The sequence below is a fragment of the Halomonas sp. TD01 genome, from assembly GCF_923868895.1.
Taxonomy (GTDB): domain Bacteria; phylum Pseudomonadota; class Gammaproteobacteria; order Pseudomonadales; family Halomonadaceae; genus Vreelandella.
This window is the reverse complement of sequence record NZ_OV350343.1, coordinates 2,397,296-2,416,054: the sequence shown is the minus strand read 5'-3', so window position 1 is coordinate 2,416,054 and position 18,759 is coordinate 2,397,296. Positions and strand designations below refer to the sequence as shown.

Annotated in this window: 22 protein-coding genes and 1 riboswitch; of the genes, 8 read left to right on the top strand and 14 right to left on the bottom strand. The window is 50.4% G+C overall.

The window, feature by feature from the left end; all coding sequences use genetic code 11:
• The first annotated feature begins 23 nt into the window (after window positions 1-23).
• Complete coding sequence (locus L1X57_RS10920; protein ID WP_009721601.1) at window positions 24-827, top strand: PEP-CTERM/exosortase system-associated acyltransferase; 804 nt, start codon at window positions 24-26, stop codon at window positions 825-827.
• Between the two features lie 31 nt (window positions 828-858).
• Here the strand turns inward: L1X57_RS10920 and L1X57_RS10915 are convergent, their stop codons facing one another.
• Both L1X57_RS10915 and nfsA read right to left on the bottom strand, forming a co-directional pair.
• A complete protein-coding gene (locus tag L1X57_RS10915) occupies window positions 859-1,488 on the bottom strand; it encodes a hypothetical protein (protein WP_009721600.1) in 630 nt (209 codons plus the stop codon).
• A gap of 152 nt (window positions 1,489-1,640) precedes the next feature.
• Window positions 1,641-2,372 carry an oxygen-insensitive NADPH nitroreductase gene (gene nfsA / locus L1X57_RS10910; RefSeq protein ID WP_009721599.1) on the bottom strand — a complete coding sequence of 244 codons (732 nt, stop codon included), beginning with the start codon at window positions 2,370-2,372 and terminating at the stop codon, window positions 1,641-1,643.
• A gap of 179 nt (window positions 2,373-2,551) precedes the next feature.
• Here nfsA and L1X57_RS10905 point away from each other — a divergent pair, with 179 nt between their 5' ends.
• Window positions 2,552-3,319 carry a class I SAM-dependent methyltransferase gene (locus L1X57_RS10905; protein ID WP_009721598.1) on the top strand — a complete coding sequence of 256 codons (768 nt, stop codon included), beginning with the start codon at window positions 2,552-2,554 and terminating at the stop codon, window positions 3,317-3,319.
• Window positions 3,320-3,422: 103 nt separating this feature from the next.
• On the opposite strand, the gene L1X57_RS10900 is transcribed toward L1X57_RS10905, so the two are convergent.
• Complete coding sequence (locus L1X57_RS10900; protein ID WP_009721597.1) at window positions 3,423-4,484, bottom strand: NAD(P)-dependent alcohol dehydrogenase; 1,062 nt, start codon at window positions 4,482-4,484, stop codon at window positions 3,423-3,425.
• A gap of 195 nt (window positions 4,485-4,679) precedes the next feature.
• Here L1X57_RS10900 and L1X57_RS10895 point away from each other — a divergent pair, with 195 nt between their 5' ends.
• Complete coding sequence (locus L1X57_RS10895; protein WP_009721596.1) at window positions 4,680-5,576, top strand: AraC family transcriptional regulator; 897 nt, start codon at window positions 4,680-4,682, stop codon at window positions 5,574-5,576.
• Window positions 5,577-5,627: 51 nt separating this feature from the next.
• Here the strand turns inward: L1X57_RS10895 and L1X57_RS10890 are convergent, their stop codons facing one another.
• Window positions 5,628-6,053, bottom strand: coding sequence for a VOC family protein (locus L1X57_RS10890; RefSeq protein WP_009721595.1), 426 nt, complete (start codon window positions 6,051-6,053; stop codon window positions 5,628-5,630).
• A gap of 171 nt (window positions 6,054-6,224) precedes the next feature.
• Here L1X57_RS10890 and L1X57_RS10885 point away from each other — a divergent pair, with 171 nt between their 5' ends.
• Window positions 6,225-6,437 (top strand): DUF3820 family protein, encoded by a 213-nt coding sequence (locus L1X57_RS10885; protein WP_009721594.1) that lies wholly within the window; start codon window positions 6,225-6,227, stop codon window positions 6,435-6,437.
• A 14-nt stretch (window positions 6,438-6,451) separates the two neighbouring features.
• Here the strand turns inward: L1X57_RS10885 and L1X57_RS10880 are convergent, their stop codons facing one another.
• Complete coding sequence (locus L1X57_RS10880) at window positions 6,452-6,802, bottom strand: hypothetical protein (RefSeq protein ID WP_009721593.1); 351 nt, start codon at window positions 6,800-6,802, stop codon at window positions 6,452-6,454.
• A gap of 189 nt (window positions 6,803-6,991) precedes the next feature.
• Between L1X57_RS10880 and L1X57_RS10875 the strand changes: the two genes are divergently transcribed.
• Window positions 6,992-7,759 (top strand): DUF1499 domain-containing protein, encoded by a 768-nt coding sequence (locus L1X57_RS10875; RefSeq protein WP_009721592.1) that lies wholly within the window; start codon window positions 6,992-6,994, stop codon window positions 7,757-7,759.
• A gap of 57 nt (window positions 7,760-7,816) precedes the next feature.
• On the opposite strand, the gene L1X57_RS10870 is transcribed toward L1X57_RS10875, so the two are convergent.
• Window positions 7,817-8,179 carry a ribbon-helix-helix domain-containing protein gene (locus L1X57_RS10870; RefSeq protein ID WP_009721591.1) on the bottom strand — a complete coding sequence of 121 codons (363 nt, stop codon included), beginning with the start codon at window positions 8,177-8,179 and terminating at the stop codon, window positions 7,817-7,819.
• 120 nt (window positions 8,180-8,299) lie between these two features.
• On the bottom strand, window positions 8,300-8,869 hold the full coding sequence (locus L1X57_RS10865; protein WP_009721590.1) for a DJ-1/PfpI family protein: 570 nt from the start codon (window positions 8,867-8,869) through the stop codon (window positions 8,300-8,302).
• Between the two features lie 303 nt (window positions 8,870-9,172).
• On the opposite strand from L1X57_RS10865, the gene arfB reads away from it, so the two are divergent.
• Both arfB and L1X57_RS10855 read left to right on the top strand, forming a co-directional pair.
• The gene (gene arfB / locus L1X57_RS10860; RefSeq protein WP_009721589.1) at window positions 9,173-9,589 is read left to right on the top strand and encodes an alternative ribosome rescue aminoacyl-tRNA hydrolase ArfB; all 417 of its coding nucleotides are present in this window, start codon (window positions 9,173-9,175) and stop codon (window positions 9,587-9,589) included.
• 65 nt (window positions 9,590-9,654) lie between these two features.
• Complete coding sequence (locus L1X57_RS10855; RefSeq protein ID WP_083817040.1) at window positions 9,655-9,879, top strand: DUF1289 domain-containing protein; 225 nt, start codon at window positions 9,655-9,657, stop codon at window positions 9,877-9,879.
• On the opposite strand, the gene L1X57_RS10850 is transcribed toward L1X57_RS10855, so the two are convergent.
• From L1X57_RS10850 to L1X57_RS10825, 6 genes are all read right to left on the bottom strand, one after another.
• Complete coding sequence (locus tag L1X57_RS10850) at window positions 9,876-10,925, bottom strand: proline racemase family protein (protein WP_009721588.1); 1,050 nt, start codon at window positions 10,923-10,925, stop codon at window positions 9,876-9,878. The genes L1X57_RS10855 and L1X57_RS10850 overlap by 4 nt on opposite strands.
• Window positions 10,926-10,936: 11 nt before the next feature.
• Window positions 10,937-12,103, bottom strand: a complete 1,167-nt coding sequence (locus L1X57_RS10845; protein ID WP_009721587.1) for an alcohol dehydrogenase catalytic domain-containing protein — start codon at window positions 12,101-12,103, stop codon at window positions 10,937-10,939.
• A 134-nt stretch (window positions 12,104-12,237) separates the two neighbouring features.
• A complete protein-coding gene (locus L1X57_RS10840; RefSeq protein WP_009721586.1) occupies window positions 12,238-12,816 on the bottom strand; it encodes an NnrU family protein in 579 nt (192 codons plus the stop codon).
• A 116-nt stretch (window positions 12,817-12,932) separates the two neighbouring features.
• A complete protein-coding gene (gene corA / locus L1X57_RS10835; protein WP_009721585.1) occupies window positions 12,933-13,901 on the bottom strand; it encodes a magnesium/cobalt transporter CorA in 969 nt (322 codons plus the stop codon).
• A 34-nt stretch (window positions 13,902-13,935) separates the two neighbouring features.
• Window positions 13,936-15,324 (bottom strand): sodium:solute symporter, encoded by a 1,389-nt coding sequence (locus L1X57_RS10830; protein ID WP_009721584.1) that lies wholly within the window; start codon window positions 15,322-15,324, stop codon window positions 13,936-13,938.
• Window positions 15,314-15,422, bottom strand: a riboswitch (TPP riboswitch). (Overlaps the previous gene by 11 nt.)
• A gap of 99 nt (window positions 15,423-15,521) precedes the next feature.
• On the bottom strand, window positions 15,522-16,103 hold the full coding sequence (locus tag L1X57_RS10825; protein WP_009721583.1) for a peroxidase-related enzyme: 582 nt from the start codon (window positions 16,101-16,103) through the stop codon (window positions 15,522-15,524).
• Window positions 16,104-16,303: 200 nt separating this feature from the next.
• On the opposite strand from L1X57_RS10825, the gene L1X57_RS10820 reads away from it, so the two are divergent.
• A complete protein-coding gene (locus L1X57_RS10820) occupies window positions 16,304-16,993 on the top strand; it encodes a hypothetical protein (RefSeq protein WP_009721582.1) in 690 nt (229 codons plus the stop codon).
• A 48-nt stretch (window positions 16,994-17,041) separates the two neighbouring features.
• On the opposite strand, the gene L1X57_RS10815 is transcribed toward L1X57_RS10820, so the two are convergent.
• Window positions 17,042-18,541, bottom strand: coding sequence for a CoA-acylating methylmalonate-semialdehyde dehydrogenase (locus tag L1X57_RS10815; protein WP_009721581.1), 1,500 nt, complete (start codon window positions 18,539-18,541; stop codon window positions 17,042-17,044).
• Window positions 18,542-18,759: the final 218 nt, after the last annotated feature.

The window sequence follows — 18,759 nt, the reverse complement described above, 5'->3', positions numbered from 1 at the left end:
CGGCACTCAAAAGGAAGCAACTGATGCTAGCTGAGAAAACCACCCAAGGGAGAGAGTTTGACGATAAAAGTAATCATAAGGAGATGATTGATAAATTTATCGATGAATATCATTTTTTTATTGCTAACACCCATGACCAAAAGCAACGCGCCTTTCGACTGCGACATGATGTTTTTTTAAAAGAATTCCACTACGAAATGCGTGAAGATGAGGCACGTTTATACGAGTCCGATGAGTACGACGATTACTCAGTTCATTGCCTTATAGAGCACAAACGTAGCGGCATTCTTGCAGGCTGCGTTCGATTAGTCATGCCCTTAAGCGGCAACGCTAGCCCACCCGATCATTTACCTGTTCAAAACAAAGGGGAGCTGTTACTTAACCATCCCACATTAACGCCGTTTAAGCTACCGACGCTAGAGACGTGTGAAGTATCGAGATTAGCTATTTCTAAAAACTTCAGAACGCGAAAATCCCACACTCCAGAAGAAGCAGCGGGTGAAGAAATCGTTTTATTTTCGCAAGATGAGGCAAAGACATTTTCACTCGTCGCATTGGGACTTTTTTTATGCACCTACTCTATTGTTGGCTTAACTAACCGCCGTCACGTTTTTGCAATGATGGAGCCTCGCCTTCCCCGCTTATTAGCGATATCAGGTTTTAAGTTTACCAAAGTGAGCGAACCGATTGTGTATCACGGCACTCGACATGCTTATTACATTGACTATCATGTGGCGAAAAAAGAGATGAGCGAGCGCCTGATCCCGTTATACGAACATATCGTAACAACATTAAAGCCTCAGATCGCTCACACATTTATCTATTAACGCGTTTTTTAAACCTGGCTCGTTCGACCATTTAAGAAAGCGCCGTTTGTCTAAAATCCTGAACTGAAACGCTGGCGAATTTTTCTAAGAAAAACACCAGCGTTTCAGGGTGCTGAAAGCGGCGTTCAAATGTCTCTTGCCCATTTTTACCGCGCCGTGTCACTTTGGCATGATATTGACTGCCTATTTTAGCGACATTAACGCTATTTTCTTGCTCACCTTCACAATGAACAGCAGATAAGGGCGAAGCGCTATCAAGCAATTTGGTAAGCTGCTTTGCAGCGTCTGCTTCTACAGGCGTTGCCCACAGAGGCTGATCACGCTTGCCGTAGTGAAACAGCACTATGATTAGCATCACCGAGAAGATACTGCTTGTTAGCATCCAGGTAAGCGCAACGCTGGAAACCGGCATGGTGAAGACCACTAGCAACTGCCCTACTGCCATGACTGCCAGTACCACGGCTAGAGGTTGCCACATACGGGGGTTCATAAACCCACGTTTCAGTATGTAGCCCCATAGCCCTACCACGGCGAGCGTTCCCAGCGCGAGGTGAGCCACCGCAAACGGCGTACCCCCGCCTGAGAAAATAGCCACTAGCCCGATAAGTGGAAGCAGGCTGTAAAAAGCCGCTAGCAGGTAATAAGCGCGCTGAAGGTTCATCAATAGCTCCTTTTATTGTTATCGGCTCTACTCTTGGTATGCAACCAGTATAGATGAACACGGTAAGCGTGCAGCGCAAGAAAGCTGTCCTTTTAAACGCCTTGCCACACGGTAACGATCGCCTCAGCTTCTTTTCATACTCGGTTCGTTTGTTACTTCATTTCAAAGCCACGCTTAACTAAAAAGTCACGCATGTGAGGACGCAGTTTTGAATCGAAGAGCGGCGTCAGGTTATGTGACCAGTCAGTCGTTTTGTTGCCAGTACTGCGTGTTTGGTAGTACGCCTGCATAGTGCTGTCAAAAGCCTCGACGTGATCAGTATCTTCACGGTAAGTATCTTCCTTGAGAATAGCCTCCACCGATAAGCGCGGTTTAACCTCAGGATCATGAGCCGGATAGCCAAGGCACATACCAAACACCGGATAAACATGGTCGGGCAAGTGCAAAAGTTCGCTGACCGCTTGAGGATTGTTGCGGATACCACCGATATAACAAATCCCAAGCCCTTCAGATTCGGCGGCCACTGCAACGTTTTGTGCCATCAGGGCAGTATCAACGGTGGCGACCAACAGCTGTTCGGTCATGCCTCGTTCAACGTTGGCGCCTGTCCGCTCGGAAGCCTCTGTGGGGCGCTTCATGTCCGCACAAAAAACTAAAAATACCGCACTACTTGCGACATACCCCTGGCCACCGGCGTATTCAGCAATTTTTTCGCGGTTAGCTGAGTTTTTGACATTAATAATAGTGTAGGCCTGCACATGGCTCGATGTCGCTGCGGCTTGGCCCGCTTTGATGAACTCTAACAGCAGCCCACGCGGAATTTCCTGATCGGTAAACTTGCGTATAGAACGGTGGGATTGAAGCAGTTTGATAACATCATTCATTTCATCTAGCCTCTTAATGCTTAATATAACGGATATTAATACTAAATTGCCCCCGCCTATTTGGCGGCTCAATGCTTTTGCTCCTCAATTCAGGTTTAACGCATGCTATTGATAGCAAGCTATACTAAAAGAAGCCATTGGGTCACCCCTAAGATAAATAACGCCGCTAGGAAGCCGATATGTCTAACGCCCCTCACACTCCGCCAGGGCAGGAATGGAATGCCAGCCACTATGCGGAACACGCGAATTTCGTTCCCACGTTGGGAAGCGATGTAATGAAGCTTTTAGCGCCACAGCCTGGCCAGCGTATATTGGATCTTGGATGTGGTGATGGTGCACTCACCGAACGCATCATTCAATTAGGTGCCGATGTGCTGGGTGTCGATGCTTCCGCTGAGATGGTCGCCGCCGCCCAACAGCGCGGGGTAACTGCTAGGGTTATTGATGGGCATCAGTTGCCCTTTGACCAAGAGTTCGATGCCGTCTTCAGCAACGCGGCGTTGCACTGGATGCTGGATCCACAAACGGTACTGGCCGGCGTAAAACGCGCGCTAAAACCCGGTGGGCGTTTTGTTGCAGAGTTTGGTGGACATGGCAACGTAGCTGCCATTTGTACAGCGCTTATTGCCTCGCTGCAGTTTCGTGGCATTAGCTCACGAGGTCGTCATCCTTGGTACTTCCCCACCCCGGAAGAGTACACAAACTTGCTTCAAACAGCGGGCTTTCATGTCGATTCTATCGAGTTAATACCTCGACCCACACCGCTACCCACCGGTATCGCTGGCTGGCTCGAAACCTTTGCAAGCCCGTTTTTGCACGGGTTAGATGAAGACCTGCAAGTAGCCATTATTGATAATACGATTAACCTGCTCTCCCACAGCCTAAGTGATGGACAAGGGAACTGGACAGCCGACTATGTCAGACTGCGAGTCTCTGCCCACCTGTAACAGCCTCGACACTCAATAGCAGCAGTGCGAGAACCCCACCGTTAGTCAACGGTGGGGTTGCGTTTATGGCGCTAGGCTAGCTGGCATTAGCTTTTGAAAGTCGTTACGCAGCTGAATCTTTCAGCGTTGCCATATCAATGACAAAACGATAGCGCACGTCACCTTTTTCCATACGTTCAAGGCCCTCGTTGATGTTGTTAATGTCTAACATCTCAATATCGCAAGTGATGTTCTGCTCTGCACAAAGTTTAAGCAGCTCTTCCGTTTCAGCGATACCACCAATCAGCGAGCCAGCTACCACGCGACGCTTAAACACTAAATTGAAAGCTTCAATAGCAGGTTCAATCGGTTCTAGCAGGCCGACAATAATATGCGTGCCGTCGTATTTCAAAGAGGTAAGGTAAGGATTTAAATCGTGCTGAACTGGGACGGTATCCAGCATGAAATCGAACGTTTCTGCGACAGCATCCATCTGCGCTTGATCACTAGACACCACTACGTGATCCGCACCATTGCGCTTAGCTTCTTCTACCTTGGCATCCGAGCGAGTAAAGACCGTCACTTCCGCACCCAGTGCTTTCGCCAATTTCACGCCCATATGGCCAAGACCACCCATGCCAATCACACCCACTTTGTGGCCTTTGCCAACACCATAGTGTTTTAGTGGCGAGTACGTCGTAACACCTGCACAGAGAATGGGTGCTGCGGATGCTAGATCAATACCCTCTGGCATTTGCAGCACGAAATGCTCGCTAACCACGATAGCATCTGAATAGCCGCCTTGAGTGAGAGCGCCGTCTTGGCGGTCAGGGCTACCGTAGGTCATCGTGAACCCTTCCAGACAGTACTGCTCCACGCCATTTTTACAGGCAGAGCAGGTGCGGCAAGAGTCGACCATGCAGCCAACGCCAACCAAGTCACCCGCTTTAAAGCGGGTCACCTCACCACCAACCGCGGTTACACGGCCCACTATCTCATGGCCAGGTACCAAAGGGTATTGGCTCATACCCCAGTCATTTCGGGCAAAGTGCAGGTCACTATGGCAAACACCACAGTATAGAATTTCAATGGCCACATCGTCTGGACGTGGCTCACGACGATCAAAGGTGAACGGAGCAAGTGGTTTGTCAGCCGAGAAGGCAGCATAAGATTTTGCTTGGCTCATGGAAACTCCTTAATAAGCATTCCGCATAGGCGGGAAAGTGCTTCCATTATTCGCTGCTAGGCATTGGATAGCGATGAGCGAAGCTACGTTTTTTTTGCTCATTTCTCTTTCTACATGCGATAAAATAACAAAAAATCTCAAAAAAACATCATAATTGTCGTTCAGCTTTAATAGCCATTCAGGTTTGGAGTTTCCATGGTGGCCAGTACCACTCTCGCAGGTAACGCACTTGCTGATTTAATCTTACCGCTAGTAACAGGTGACGGAATAAGCATTTCTCGATTGCCCAGAGTAGGCTTACTTTGCCTAGGACGGCGCCAGGAACGTACCCCGCTGATGTACGAACCTAGCTTAATTATCATCGCCCAGGGCCGCAAAATAGGTTACCTAGGCGATCGAGAGATACACTACAACCCTGGCCACTATCTCGTGCAAACTCTACCGCTACCCTTTGAGTGTGAAACTTATGGCTCGCCAGAAGCGCCTCTGCTAGGTGTATCAGTAAAGTTAGACCCAGCGTTACTAAGTGAAATGGTCACTGCCATGGGCGACATGAGCCATTCAAACCTCGCTCCGAAGCCGATGGCTTCAGTGGCGATGAATGACGGCATGCAAGCCGCAGTGCTACGCCTAGCACACGCCTTACACGACGAAGTAGAGTGCACCGCCATGGGCGAAGCTAGAGTAAGAGAGGTGGTGTTTGAAGCATTAAAAGGCGAACAAGGCCCTGCTTTGCGTGCCCTGGTTAAAGGGCACGGTCACTATTCGCGTATTGTGCATGTGCTATCGCAGTTGCACGCTCATTTTGCCGAGGACTTTACCGTCGAACAGTTAGCCCAGCAGGCCAATATGAGCATATCGACGTTTCATCAGCACTTTAAACAGATTACGCGCTCGTCTCCCGCGCAATATTTAAAGCGACTGCGCCTACTTAAGGCACAGCAACTTTTATTGCAGGATAGCCACAACGTGAACCAAGCGGCACAGGCGGTCGGTTATCGCAGCGTGCCTCAATTCAGCAGAGACTATAAGCGCTACTTTGGCGCATCACCGCTGCAGCATAGGCGTAAGGAACAGGCGCTGCGTGCTTAGCCATACCCGCTTACTACTCCACCTTGTTTGGAACAATTTTCCTGAACACGCTTATTTAGCAAAAATCTGGCGCTGGTCTTTGAACGCTTTAAACTCCAGGGCATTACCACAGGGGTCGAGCAGGAACATCGTAGCTTGCTCACCTACTTCGCCTTTAAAGCGAATGTATGGCTCAATCACAAAATCGGTATCCCTTGCCTTTAATCGCTCGGCTAAGGCTTCCCATTCATCCCACTCTAGAATTACGCCAAAGTGCGGTACCGGTACGTTGTGGCCATCGACCGGGTTAGTGTGAGCGCTCTGTTGGCCTGGTGTTTTCGGATGTTCATGAATCACCAACTGATGGCCGAAGAAATTAAAGTCGACCCAGTGATCGCTAGAGCGTCCTTCTTCCAGACCAAATACATCGTTATAAAATGTTCGGGCTAGAGCGACATCGTAAACAGGGATGGCTAGATGAAAAGGCGAAAGGCTCATGGTTATCTCCTATTGCAGCGGTTTTATTCGTTGCGTTATTTTCGATGGCCAGCCGCGTTGTGCTGCCACTGTATAGCCATCCTAGATCGCGTCATGTAAAAATAAAATCAATTGTTATTTAACCACTTTTGAAACACGTTTTAGATCACTCATTTAAAAAGAGCTTAAAGCATGAACCCCGAAGACCTTGAGAAGCTGGTAACGCACACCATGCCCTTTGGCAAATACGAAGGCTGGCTTATTGCCGATTTGCCTGGCCCCTATTTGAACTGGTTTGCTCGGGAAGGATTTCCAAAAGGAGAAATTGGTCAACTCCTACATTTAATGCATGAAATTGACCACAATGGTTTGAGCGACTTGCTAAACCCGCTGCGCAAAAATTGACCTTTCCGCCAAAACTAACAGCGGCACCATTCTTTAATGGCCTGCTCACGCTCGGAATAGTAAAACGCTTCCTGTTGGGAGGAGGATGAAGGAAAACGCCCCAACTCCGCGGCAAGCTCAAAAAAACCTGCTGCCGGAAGGCCTTTTCCACTACGGCTAATTACAAGCGTTGCAATAAAGGGCTTTTCAGCGGCGGCGTCTTCCCTCATTAGCTGTTCAAGTGCTTGTGCGATACGCTGAATAGTCTTGGGTGGCGAAAGGCCTAGCGCGTTCGCCGCTTGCTGATAGGTTATCGGTAAAGCACTGCTCGGGGTCGTCGCCAGTAGCTCTCGCAAGGGTGGTGCTAATGCAGTTGCTGATGTCATGCTTACTTCAATCTCTCAAATTGTAAAACACTCAAATTGTACAAACTGACTATCCACGCTAGATCTATTTGCATTACTGCTAACAGCAGCATAGTAGTGTGTCTTAGCCACCCCGTCTAACCAAGACAGATGCGCTACTGCAACCTATGCTAGGTAGATCAACACCGTATTCATAATGAGGGAAGACATATGGCAAAGGAGCGCTCAGATCGCTCGCTCAAAGGGGGCATTTGGCCAACGCTGCTGGCTTGGCTCAGCGTTATTGCACTGGTGGCATCTGCTCTGCTAATGGCTGGTGCTGGGCCAGCCTATCGTTGGGAGTTGATTAGCCTGGGCGACGCCTTCAACCTGATGCGCAATGGTGTCTATGCAGCAACCGCTGCCGTAGCAATAAGCGTCCTGCTGTTGCTAATCAGTGTGTTTACTCGCCGTATTGGCGCAGGCGTGGTGGCAATCTTTGTCATCGCAACTACTGCCGCGTTGTTGTATATGCCATGGCAGCAGTGGCAGCGTGCGCAGCAGGCTCCTGTCATACATGACATTACCACCGACACCCAAAACCCTCCTGACTTTGTCGCGTTAAGAGACGCCCGCGAGGCAGCACCTAATGAGGTTGATTATCCTGGAGAAGCTACAGCGCGTCAGCAACAAAATGCTTATCCTAATGTGCAGCCTTTACAAGTAACCGCGCCTAAAGCGACCGTTCTTGCGGCAGCTCAGGCAGAAGTAGAAGCGTCTAGCTGGCAGATAGCAGCGATAACAGGGAACACTATCGAAGCTACCGCGACAACCCGCTGGTTTGGCTTCGAAGATGACGTCGTCATTCGCCTTACTGAGCGACAAAACGGCGTGCAGGTGGATATGCGCTCAGCATCACGGCTAGGTGCCAGCGATGTCGGCACCAACGCACGACGTATCGAGACCTTCCTGGATAATTTAGGTAAGCGATTAGAGTAGCGGTCTTAGCTGAAACAGGCTTGATCTACCGACTGATTTAACGGTAGCAAAACAGTTTCAATGCATCTGATTAGTACGCGTGGCAGCTTCTCTGCTCAAAATTTGCTGCGCATCTAATGAGCCAATTGCCACTTCCACGCTTTTTGGAATATCACCGCTAAGCTGAAGCGCTTGGTAGCGCAACGCGCAGACACGCAAAAATGAGGTGAAATTGCCAAGATCGTGTCCAGCATCGATCGACTCATGATAAAGCCGCGTGATGAGTTGGGCCGTGTTCATCCCATCACGTTGAGCCATCTCTTCTAGAAGGTGCCAGAAGTAGTTTTCCATGCGAACGCTGGTCACCATGCCATCAATGCGCAGCGAGTGTGTGGCGCTACGCCATAGCTCAGGGTCTGCATCAATAAACAGTTTGCACATTGTTATGCTCTCTCTGCTATCGAGTAAATTGCCTGCTCTTCAGCATAGCGGCTAACAGAAAACACGCCCAGCAGCGTTGAACTCGATATCGCTGGGCGCGAAAGGAACACCTGTCAGTACCTACTTATCCAATAGCGCCATAAACTGAGCAAGCCATGCAGGGTGTGCAGGCCAGGCAGGCGCAGTGACCAAGTTGCCATCCGTCACCGCATCGGTGACCTCCAGGTTTGCGAAGTGGCCGCCGGCAAGTTCCACTTCTGGCTGGCAAGCAGGATAAGCCGAACACTTCTTGCCTTCTAGCACCTTCGCCGCTGCCAGCAACTGAGCGCCGTGGCAGATAGCAGCGACCGGCTTCTGTGTGTCAAAGAAGTGCTTCACCATCGCCAGTACATCTTGGTTTAAGCGCAAGTATTCAGGTGCACGACCACCGGGAACCACCAAGGCATCGTAGTCAGCGGGGTTAATCTTGGCAAAGTCGGCGTTTAGAGCGAAACGATGACCGGGCTTTTCGGTGTACGTTTGGTCTCCTTCAAAATCATGAATGGCCGTTGCCACGGTATCGCCGGCGACTTTGTCGGGACACACCGCGTCGACTTGGTGCCCAACCGCCATCAGCGCTTGGAAAGGCACCATCGTTTCGTAATCTTCAGTGAAATCACCGGTAATCATTAAAATACGCTTGCTGCTCATCTCAGTTCTCCTTGTCGTTATCTGTTGAGGTGCAGAGCACACGCGTGGCGTGTGAAATGAGAGTAGCAAGCGCAGCTATACAGCGGGTAGTAAACCACTACTACATGTGAAAAACGGCATTACTCGCCCGCCTAAGGTGAACGTCATCAACCAAACTGGTGGCAGCGCTGCTCATGTAGACATTTAGGCATGCCAACACCATGGGGGTAACGTCATGACAGGTAGCAGGTCGCAGGCCTCAAAGCGGTACCTCTGAGCTAAGTGTGCTAGCCTTACGAGCCACATGCGACATAGAGGAACTGAATGCTCACTATCTCAACTAACGTGACGATAGCGGACTGGGAAATCGATATCAGTCAGATCAGGGCTCAAGGCTCGGGTGGCCAAAACGTCAATAAAGTCGCCTCTGCGGTACATTTACGTTTCGATATTCAAAGCTCTACGCTACCGCCGGTTTATAAAGAGCGCTTAATGGCGCTGTCTGATCAGCGTATTAGTAAAGAGGGCGTGGTGATTATCAAAGCCCAAAGTTATCGCACCCTGGAATTGAACAAGGAAGATGCTCTTGCACGCTTAAAAACGTTGATTCAAAGCGCAGGCAAGCAGCAGAAAACGCGTCGACCAACCAAACCCACCAAAGGCTCACAACGCCGCCGTGTGGATCACAAAACACGTAAAGGCAAAACGAAGTCACTGCGTGGTAAAGTGCCGATCTCATAAGGCGTGCACGGACTAAGTGATTTTCGCCTAGCATCGTTTTTTACCACTGCATTGAGCTCGTCATCATGTCCAGCACCTCATCCAGCTACCCCCTTCCCGTTGCCCGCCCGCTGTCACCCTGCATTCAGGTATGCAACATTGAACCCGCCTCATCATTATGCCAAGGCTGCGGTCGGACGCTAGATGAGATTGCCTGCTGGGGTAGCATGACCGAGGCCGAGAAGACCCCGGTTTGGGAGAGACTTGAGCAAGAAGGTTATGTCAACACATTACGCCGGGAAGTACGTTAGTCCTCGTCAGTATGACGGTCACTCAGAATGTGGTGTAGTTCGCCACACGTCACCATCGAGTCATCGCAGTTAATCACGATCTTAGATTCTGCCAGCACATAGCTACGGCCAGTCGTGGTGTTCTCCACCACTTGATAATCGCCTTCTTGATGTGTGCCAGTGAAAGTGCCGATAAACCCCGTTTCACGTAGTGACACTGTCTCTAACTTATCACCGATTGCCAGCCGACCTTCATAATTCATCAGCGCCAAACGCGCGGAGGTTCCCGTGCCAGTGGTACTGCGACAAATAACACCAGGATGCACATACGTCGCTGAACGAGAGCGAATATAGCCTTCTGCCACTTTCTCTTCCGGCCCCATAAAATGTAAAAACGGCAATGGCCCTACATCTCCCAGGGTGTAATGAGAAAAGCCACGTTGTGCTTGTATCGCCTCAACAATTTTATAAGCACAAGCGGCCAACGCCTGCTCTTCATCGCGAACTAAACGAAAACCCAGCTCTTCGGCATCTACCAACGCATAAAAGCCACCGCTGTAAGCGACTGAGTAGGTAACTGTCCCTATTTCAGGTACTTGAATCGTGTCGCGATAGGAGTCGATATAGCTTGGCAGGCCTTCACAGGTAACTGACTCCACTACCCCATTGCACACCTTTGCTTCAATTTGCACCAAGCCTGCGGGTGCTTCCAGGTTAAAGCGCTGAATCCCCTCCTGCTTGGGCACAAGCCCGCTTTCCAACACAGCAGTGGCGGTACACAGCGTGTTAGAACCGGAATAAATCGGATACCCCATGACTTCCATAATGATATAACCCGCCACGGCGTCCGGGTGCGAGGAGGGCACTAACAGATCTACTGACATCTCCGGAATACCATATGGCTCTTCCAACAGCAGCCGCCGCAGGCCATCGGCATCATCACGCAGGTACTCCATTTGCTGACGCACCGTGGCACCAGGGAGCATATCAATACCACCCGTTACAATACGGCTAACATCGCCACCGGCGTGAGTATCCATCAACTGAATCGTATGCAGATTCTTCATAAACATTGCTCCTAGTCGGTGGTTAAGGCAAACGGCGCACCGTGGGTTTCCCACTGCGCGTCAGGAACAATAACGATCTTTCCCAAGTAGTTACTGCCACGGTTCACAAAATAACGCTCAGCGTTATGCAGATCTGAGAGCTTAAAGGCTGCGTGCAGCACTGGCTTTAACGCTCCACTGCAAATCCATTCAATCAGTTGCTCAGCCTCTTCGCGGGTACCGTGGGAAACACCAAAAATCTGCACCTGATACAGGTAGATCCGAGTCCACATAATCTCGCTGATATTGCCGCCACTCGCGCCTGCGATGGATAGCCGCGGATAACTGTTACGTCCCTGCATATCGACAATCATGGTATCGATAAATAGGTCGGTCATCTGTCCACCAACCAAGTCCATCACTGCATCAATCGGCTTACCATCGGTAGTCGCCAATACACGCTCAACGAACGTCGATAAATCACCACGATCAATGACCGCTTCAGCACCCAACCCCATAAGCGCATCGGCCTTATCCAGCTGGCTGACAGCGTAAGGAATAGCGCCCACGATCCGACACAGTTGAATTAACGCCGTCCCGACACCCCCACTGGCTCCCGTCACCAGCACACGTTCACCTGCGCTTACGCTGGCAGACGTCATCATGTGATAAGCCGTCTGATATGAGCACATACCCATCGCAGCAAGCTCTGCATCATGCAGCTCAGGGTTGGAAACATGATGGAACTGATCAGCAGGCACTACGACAAAGTCAGCGTAGCCGCCATCAGCTCCGTGGCCGTAATAATCTGGCGTTAAATTGATATCGCGGCGCTCATCAGCGTAAATATTAAAATCGAGCAGCCCTCGTTCACCAATACGGGAGGCATCCACGCCCTCGCCTACCGCCGCCACGCGGCCAGCAATATCTGCCCCTTGGATACGAGGAAACGTCAATGTGGGCGAACCCCCCATGGCAAACGATGTGACCTCTTCTTTCCCTTTCGTAGGGTAAAGTCCTTCACGCGCTTTTCGGTCAGTATTATTTTTGGCCGTTGCCGTTACCTGAACTAGCACTTCCCCCGGCCTTGGTCTAGGGGTAATAACATCCTGCCGATACTGCAGCTTGTCTACATCACCGTGGCCAGTTAATAACATCGCAGACATCGTCTTCGGTACTTGAGGTGCTGCTTCAGCCATAAATTGACTCCCGTTTAAAACATTGGATGTACTTATCTGACAATAACAAACTTTTGTTATTACTAAAGAGATAAAAACAAAAACGGCGTCAACGGATATAAACCATTGACGCCGTTAATATTTATTAACAATTACTAGCTAAAAACAGGTACACCAATAACTAACACGTGTAGGTAAAGAGCGAACAAAATATACGCTATCAAGCCAATCACAACGGTGGCTATTGTCGCGGGAGCCGAGGTTGATACTGGATTAGCGGGATGTAGGCGATCACGCTTTTTGGCCGCCTTAAATGCCAGGATGGCCCACACCAAAAACGCTGCAAAAAAGATAATATCGCCAAGTCTTCCGTTGGCCAGCAGGTGTGAAAACGCCCAAATTTTGACGGCCAACATCATCGGATGACCAAGCTTCGCTTTAATCGCATTGCGCGGCACATAGGCTGCCACCAGCATAATAAAGGCAGGCACCATCAGCAGTGCTACCGCATGGCGTAAGCCCGTGGGGGGGAACCAAACGTAGATGGGGTCTAGGCGCATTTGGCCAAAACCATAAATAGCGATTGCTAGCCCAACCACTGATACAACGGAGTACGCTAGTTTCCAGGTGTTTTCGCCATGTTTAACAATCTGTTGCCGACGCCAGTCTTCAGCAAAGATACGCACGGAATGGCTGCCAAGAAAAATCAGCAGGCCAATAATCATGATGGTCATAAAGGTGGCTCTCAGGTTGTTTGCAGGTCATAGGTCGCCTGCGAGGATGCCACACTAAAGCTCAAACCACATGGCGAACTATCAACTTTTCGCCGACGGCGAGCGTCTGTCTCGGTTTAAAACCAGTTTTTACGTTTAAACAGCCAAATTAAACTACCACCGATACCCAACATGGCCCCCCAGACAAAAAAGTACCCATATTGATAGCGCAGCTCTGGCATGTACTCAAAGTTCATGCCATAAATACCGGCAACAAACGTCAACGGCACAAATATGGCAGTAATCACCGTTAATACGCGCATGGTGATATTTAACTGGTGAGAGGAAATCGAAATATAACCGTCGACGAGATCACCGCAAATGTCGTAGTACATTTGTGTCAGTGTATACAGGCGCTCAAAACGCTCTTCTACGTCTGTGATAGCATGCAGCGTCTCACTTTCACCCCGTGGAAGATGAGCGTAGTCATAGGCCGTAAGCTCTTGGGTAATACCTTTGTGATAACTAAAAATACGCCGCATCTTCACTAAGCGTGAACGATAGGTGGTGATTTTCCGCATCAGCACATCGTTACCATCTTCCAGTAGCTCATCTTCTATGTCGCTTAGCTCGCTTTCAAATTCCAGTAAGCTATCAATATAGAAGCCTGCCGAGATGTACATGATTTTCAGCGCCACATGCTCTGGGGATAGCGCCAGCAGCGTTTTTCCGTGCTCGTTAAAGAGCCGTTCAATACTAAGCGCCTCACCGGCGTGCAGGGTGATTAGAAAACGCTCGCCGATAAAGAAACACACTTGCTGAGGTACAAAGTTTAGCTGAGCATCAAACGAGGAAATACCTCGGTAAATAATCAGTGTGTGATGTTCAAACTCTTCAATTTTAGGCGGATGACGCTCCTTGTGGGCATCTTGAATTGCCATCGGATGACAATCAAAGCGTTCCAGTAGCTGGCGTTCACGCTCCTCAGGCTCACCTTTCATGTCTATCCATAGGTGGCTGCCAGGCGTCGCTTGCCAGTCATCGATAAGGCGTTCATCGCCTTCGCGCACATCACCTTCTGGCATCGTTAGTAGGCTGCGAATCATGATCGTCCCTGTTAATTTGGCTCACGGCTTAACGTTACGGCCTAACGCTTTGACGATTAGGCAGGTAGGCCAGTGTAACGCTGACAACGATAGACGCCAGCAGCGCCCCTAAAAAAGGCCCTAGCGTTGGAATACTGCCAGGAAAGGTAGCCGCCATGATGCCAGCAGCAATACTTCCCTGACTTAGCCAACCCGGCAGTATGGCCCCCACTAACCCAGCCATGCCGCCACCAATCGCTGCAATTGGCGTCATTCGTTGCCACAGGCCAAGTAACACAGGCACCACGATGGCAGCGCAAAGTAAGTCTGCTATCAAGAAGAGTCGCAGTACTGACAATCCTTGCAGCGCAATCAGCACCACCGGCACCATCATTGCTACCGTTATCCACCTTGCGGTGGTTAAGGAAGCCGTATGACGTTCGCCGCCACGCCCTACAATTAGCGACGCTATACCGTTTTGCAGCGTATCGACACTTGAGGTCACTAGCGTCACTGCCAGTACCAACGCAGGCAGCGCTACCCAGGCAGGCGCATCTGTTAACAGCGCAAAGAAGGGAATCGGCGGATCTCCTAACGAAGCACCGCTCATAGCGGCCATCATGCCGACACCGCCAATCACCATCACAACCATTACGGTCATACCACCGCCTAGCCAAGCGCCTCGACCTAAGCTCTGATCATCCTGGGCAGCCCATACACGCTGCCAATAGCCTTGGTGAAACAGATTGGCGGCTGTCACCGCAATCACGAGCGTCAAGGCAACGCTGAGCGCACTTGCGATGGGAATAGAGGGCATTACTGCGTCATTCGGCATCGTTGGCAGCCGCCATATCGCAACGCTACCTACGGCTAATAACAGGGCTAGCAAAAGCCATGCCTGCCAGCGATCCGTTGCAAGACTTGCTCGTAGCCCACCGATTACCGTATACACCAAGGTTGTGAGCGCAACGCCAATAATCACCAGCGCGGGGGGCACATCAGAAAGTAGCGCTGTAATAGCGCCAATCGCCGTTAGCTCCGCTGCTAAAAAACAGCCCATGTAGGCCACGGACACCAGTAACACCCAATGACGCACACCTTTGCCATAACAAGCATGGGCAAATTCAGCGATGCTTCTGCCCTCAGGCAATGCACGACGAATTTTTGGCCCGTACAACCCCAATACGATAAACGGCAGCGCAGAGCCCAGCGCATATCCCGACAGTGCCACCGGACCAACAAAAGCACCAATTTCAGGCGGTGCAAACAGGATCCAAGCGCCCATTCCCGATGCTAAGAATGAAAACCCTAGCGTGGACGCAGTTTGTGAGTTCCGTGCCGTGACATAGTCATCGAGTGACCCCTGCACATGGCGTGCACGCAGGCCCAAAAAAGCAAAACAAAATAGCGCCGCACCAAGTACGGCTGACGTTAGGTAAGGCATGTCGCACTTCCTCCGCCGGTATGAACCGGATCAGGTTCCAGGGTCTGCGCAGTGCACATTCTCAGCCCATCATGATGTGGGCTCCCCTGGCGACAGTGAATGGAGAGGCTATCCTCGGTGAAAGCGGTTCGTTAGTAAAGGCTGTGCGTTAGTAAAATCTGTCTGTGAGTAACGCCTAAGCCCACGTTTTCTTCATGCTAACGCGGTAGGCGCCCCATCAAATAAAACTCCTCGTTAGGGGGAGTACCCGCCATGGTAACTAACCGATTCGACATGCCGAAAAAGGCAGCGATGGCGCCGATATCCCAACAATCCTCTAGCGTAAAACCTGCCTGCTCTAATGTTGTTTGCCACGAGGAAGAAAACTCGCCAATCTCAATACCGCAATGCATCGCAAAATCCAGCATTACGCGATGACGCTCGCTCAGCCCAGCCGTCAGATGGTTAATAGCGACATTGTCAGCAACTAAGGGATCTTTACTATAAATTCTCAATAGCGCTCCATGAGCAACCACACAATAGAGGCAACGATTGCGAGCACTTGTGGCCACCACAATCATCTCTTTCTCAGCTTTGGTCAGCGTATCGGACTCACGCTCCATCAAAGCATCGTGGTAGGAGAAAAAAGCACGAAATTCATCAGGCCGATGAGCCAACATCAAGAACACGTTAGGTACAAACCCAGCTTTTTCTTGAACTTTCAGTATCGCATCGTGGATATCATCAGGCAGTGCATCAAGCGTTTCTGGCACATGGAAGCGGCTAAGTGGATTAGTCATCGTTACACCTCTTTTCCTGAATTAAGATTTAATTTTTTGTTGTGGTTAAACAGTTACATTATTGAGTAGTGCAATTCAGTAACAAAATACTAAACAAAGTGACTTTCAATCGCGGCCAACGCTGTCCATACTCTAAGCTATTCAATAACATATAAGCCGCGCAATGAACGCGTAAAACGGCAATTTAAAGGGACACCCAAATGCATTATTCCGAAGCGAAAGAGCATACGCCAGGGCACCTGCATACGCTGTTTGCTGACCCTTACAGTGCGTTCAAAAACGACACCGATGAGCGACAGCTACACATTCGGATAATGTTGCACACCCTTTTTGCACGGCCGTTGAAGCAGTCGCAAGTAACCCTTCGAGTAATTCATGGATGGGAAAACGGCAGTTTCGAGCCACACGACTTAAAGCACATTGACTACCCTTTGAGCTCACTGGACGATTTACAGCGAGTAACCAGTGAATTCTCCCTAGCTTCTCAGCAACGTCTACCACTACCAGCCCATGACTTTTCGCTTCTTGAAGCTCCGTTAGCCAATATTCTTGCCCACTCAGAGACTAAAGACAGCGCCGCTAATGAAATAACGCACAACACGCCAGCTCGCTGGCCTACGCTGCCAGGAGGCTTAGCGCTTTACACGCTTTTCAAGATGTATCATCGGCTAGTTTACGGCGAAGACGATAACTATCGCTGCTCTCAGTGCGAAACACCCAATGGCCTATGTGAACTTCACGAATTCCATATCGAAGAAGGCGAATTTGCACTGTTGACTCCCCACCAGCAGTCGAAAACAGTACCAACAATTTTGGTGCTACATGCCAGCCAGCTAGGTCCTATCGGCCAACTTCTAAAAAGTAGCCTGCCGTTATTTCAGGACACTTGAGTCGAAACTTAAAAAGCCCCGCTCATCACGGGGCTTTTTTCGGCGCAACTAGCTCAACGAAATAGTGCTATTAATACCGCTAGATACATTTTCTGGCTCAAACCAGCGGGCGGTGACCGTTTTGGTTTGCGTCCAGAAAGTAATCGCCTGCTTGCCGTTCGGCCCCAGGTCGCCAAGCTTGGAAGCTCGCGAACCCGTAAAGCTGAAGTAAGCAACAGGGACAGGAATCGGCACGTTGATACCAATCTGGCCAACGTCAATATCAGTTTCGAAGCGCCGTGCTACCCAGCCTGAATTAGTAAATATCGACGTACCATTGCCGTTAGGGTTAGCGTTGATAAATGCAATCGCTTCATCCAGCGTTACCACACTGACCACGCACAGCACCGGGCCAAAAATCTCTTCCCGGTACACCGTCATATCTGCTGTCACGTCGGCAAACAGGGTTGGGCCAACAAAGTTGCCGTTTGGATAACCATCTACCGTGCAACCACGGCCGTCCACCAGCAGTTTAGCGCCCTCTTTTTCACCCGCCGTAATCAAGCGCTCAACACGCTCTTTCGCCTGGGGAGAGACAAGCGGCCCCAGGTCTGCATCGCGCTGAGTGCCCGGGCCGACTTTCATGCTACGCGCGCCCTCCTCAATATCTTTCAGCCACTCACGAGCTTCGCCTACTAGCACCACCACCGAGTTAGCCATGCAGCGCTGACCAGCGGCACCAAACGCCGAGCCAAGGAGGCTATCAATCGCCTGACTGCGGTTGGCATCCGGCATGACGACACAGTGGTTTTTAGCCCCCATCATCGACTGCATACGCTTGCCTGCAGCAGCAGCGCGGTTGTAAAGCAAGGAACCCACATGGGTCGAGCCGATAAACGACAGTGCTTTAATATCCTGGTGGTCGGCGATCTGGTTGGCGACATCAGGGCCGCCATGAACCACGTTTAAAACGCCTGCCGGGACACCCGCCTCATGGGCAAGTTCAACTAGTCGCATCGTGGAACTGGGATCTTGCTCAGACGGTTTCAGTACAAAGGTATTTCCCGTTGCAATGGCCAGCGGGAACATAAAGCAGGGCAACATAATTGGGAAGTTGAAAGCTGTAATGCCCGCGCCAACGCCCAACGGTTGGTGCATGGTATAGACATCGACTTCATTAGCGGCATTTTCCGCCAGCTCGCCCAACTGCAAGGATGTAATAGAACAAGCGTGCTCAACGACTTCTAGACCGCGCCCCACTTCACCTTCAGCGTCAGGCAGGGTTTTACCGTGCTCTTCGGTAATTAGCGCGGCTAATTCAGCGGTATTTTCGCGGATTAGTGCCTGAAGCTTAAGCATGATGCGCATGCGCTTGCCCAGCGGCACTTTGCGCCACTCTTTAAAAGCTGTTTTAGCGCTGGCAATCGCACGCTCCACTTCTTCGGCGGTACAAAATGGCACCCGGGCAACCACTTCTTGGGTTGCAGGGTTTACCACATCACGCCAATCCTGGCTTTGTGACATGACTGGCTGGCCATCGATATACATAGGGATTTCACGGACAGACATGACTACCTTCCTCATCGTTGTGTTTGTTATGAGACGCAAATATGAGCCCTAGGGTATATCAGCAAGTTGACGTAAACGTCAATTAGCCACTTGATAAAGATGAAAGCCACTCAGCGTTGAGATTTACGCTTTCCATAGCCGCACTGCCCTCGCTATGCTGGCTATTAGCACCATTCGCTGCACATTGGAGTATGCGCTTTTCCTAGATGCACGTGGCC

Bases quoted from the DNA above. Each gene is read 5' to 3' on its own strand.
- corA (WP_009721585.1), bottom strand. From the start codon at position 13,901: ATGATTCGCAGCCTACTAACGATGCCAGAAGGTGATGTGCGCGAAGGC.
- L1X57_RS10885 (WP_009721594.1), top strand. From the start codon at position 6,225: ATGAACCCCGAAGACCTTGAGAAGCTGGTAACGCACACCATGCCCTTT.
- L1X57_RS10880 (WP_009721593.1), bottom strand. From the start codon at position 6,802: ATGACATCAGCAACTGCATTAGCACCACCCTTGCGAGAGCTACTGGCG.
- L1X57_RS10890 (WP_009721595.1), bottom strand. From the start codon at position 6,053: ATGAGCCTTTCGCCTTTTCATCTAGCCATCCCTGTTTACGATGTCGCT.
- L1X57_RS10840 (WP_009721586.1), bottom strand. From the start codon at position 12,816: ATGACCATCATGATTATTGGCCTGCTGATTTTTCTTGGCAGCCATTCC.
- L1X57_RS10915 (WP_009721600.1), bottom strand. From the start codon at position 1,488: ATGAACCTTCAGCGCGCTTATTACCTGCTAGCGGCTTTTTACAGCCTG.
- L1X57_RS10900 (WP_009721597.1), bottom strand. From the start codon at position 4,484: ATGAGCCAAGCAAAATCTTATGCTGCCTTCTCGGCTGACAAACCACTT.
- L1X57_RS10815 (WP_009721581.1), bottom strand. From the start codon at position 18,541: ATGTCTGTCCGTGAAATCCCTATGTATATCGATGGCCAGCCAGTCATG.
- L1X57_RS10855 (WP_083817040.1), top strand. From the start codon at position 9,655: ATGTCCAGCACCTCATCCAGCTACCCCCTTCCCGTTGCCCGCCCGCTG.
- L1X57_RS10895 (WP_009721596.1), top strand. From the start codon at position 4,680: ATGGTGGCCAGTACCACTCTCGCAGGTAACGCACTTGCTGATTTAATC.
- nfsA (WP_009721599.1), bottom strand. From the start codon at position 2,372: ATGAATGATGTTATCAAACTGCTTCAATCCCACCGTTCTATACGCAAG.
- L1X57_RS10870 (WP_009721591.1), bottom strand. From the start codon at position 8,179: ATGTGCAAACTGTTTATTGATGCAGACCCTGAGCTATGGCGTAGCGCC.
- L1X57_RS10820 (WP_009721582.1), top strand. From the start codon at position 16,304: ATGCATTATTCCGAAGCGAAAGAGCATACGCCAGGGCACCTGCATACG.
- L1X57_RS10905 (WP_009721598.1), top strand. From the start codon at position 2,552: ATGTCTAACGCCCCTCACACTCCGCCAGGGCAGGAATGGAATGCCAGC.
- L1X57_RS10875 (WP_009721592.1), top strand. From the start codon at position 6,992: ATGGCAAAGGAGCGCTCAGATCGCTCGCTCAAAGGGGGCATTTGGCCA.
- L1X57_RS10865 (WP_009721590.1), bottom strand. From the start codon at position 8,869: ATGAGCAGCAAGCGTATTTTAATGATTACCGGTGATTTCACTGAAGAT.
- L1X57_RS10920 (WP_009721601.1), top strand. From the start codon at position 24: ATGCTAGCTGAGAAAACCACCCAAGGGAGAGAGTTTGACGATAAAAGT.
- L1X57_RS10850 (WP_009721588.1), bottom strand. From the start codon at position 10,925: ATGAAGAATCTGCATACGATTCAGTTGATGGATACTCACGCCGGTGGC.
- L1X57_RS10830 (WP_009721584.1), bottom strand. From the start codon at position 15,324: ATGCCTTACCTAACGTCAGCCGTACTTGGTGCGGCGCTATTTTGTTTT.
- arfB (WP_009721589.1), top strand. From the start codon at position 9,173: ATGCTCACTATCTCAACTAACGTGACGATAGCGGACTGGGAAATCGAT.
- L1X57_RS10845 (WP_009721587.1), bottom strand. From the start codon at position 12,103: ATGGCTGAAGCAGCACCTCAAGTACCGAAGACGATGTCTGCGATGTTA.
- L1X57_RS10825 (WP_009721583.1), bottom strand. From the start codon at position 16,103: ATGACTAATCCACTTAGCCGCTTCCATGTGCCAGAAACGCTTGATGCA.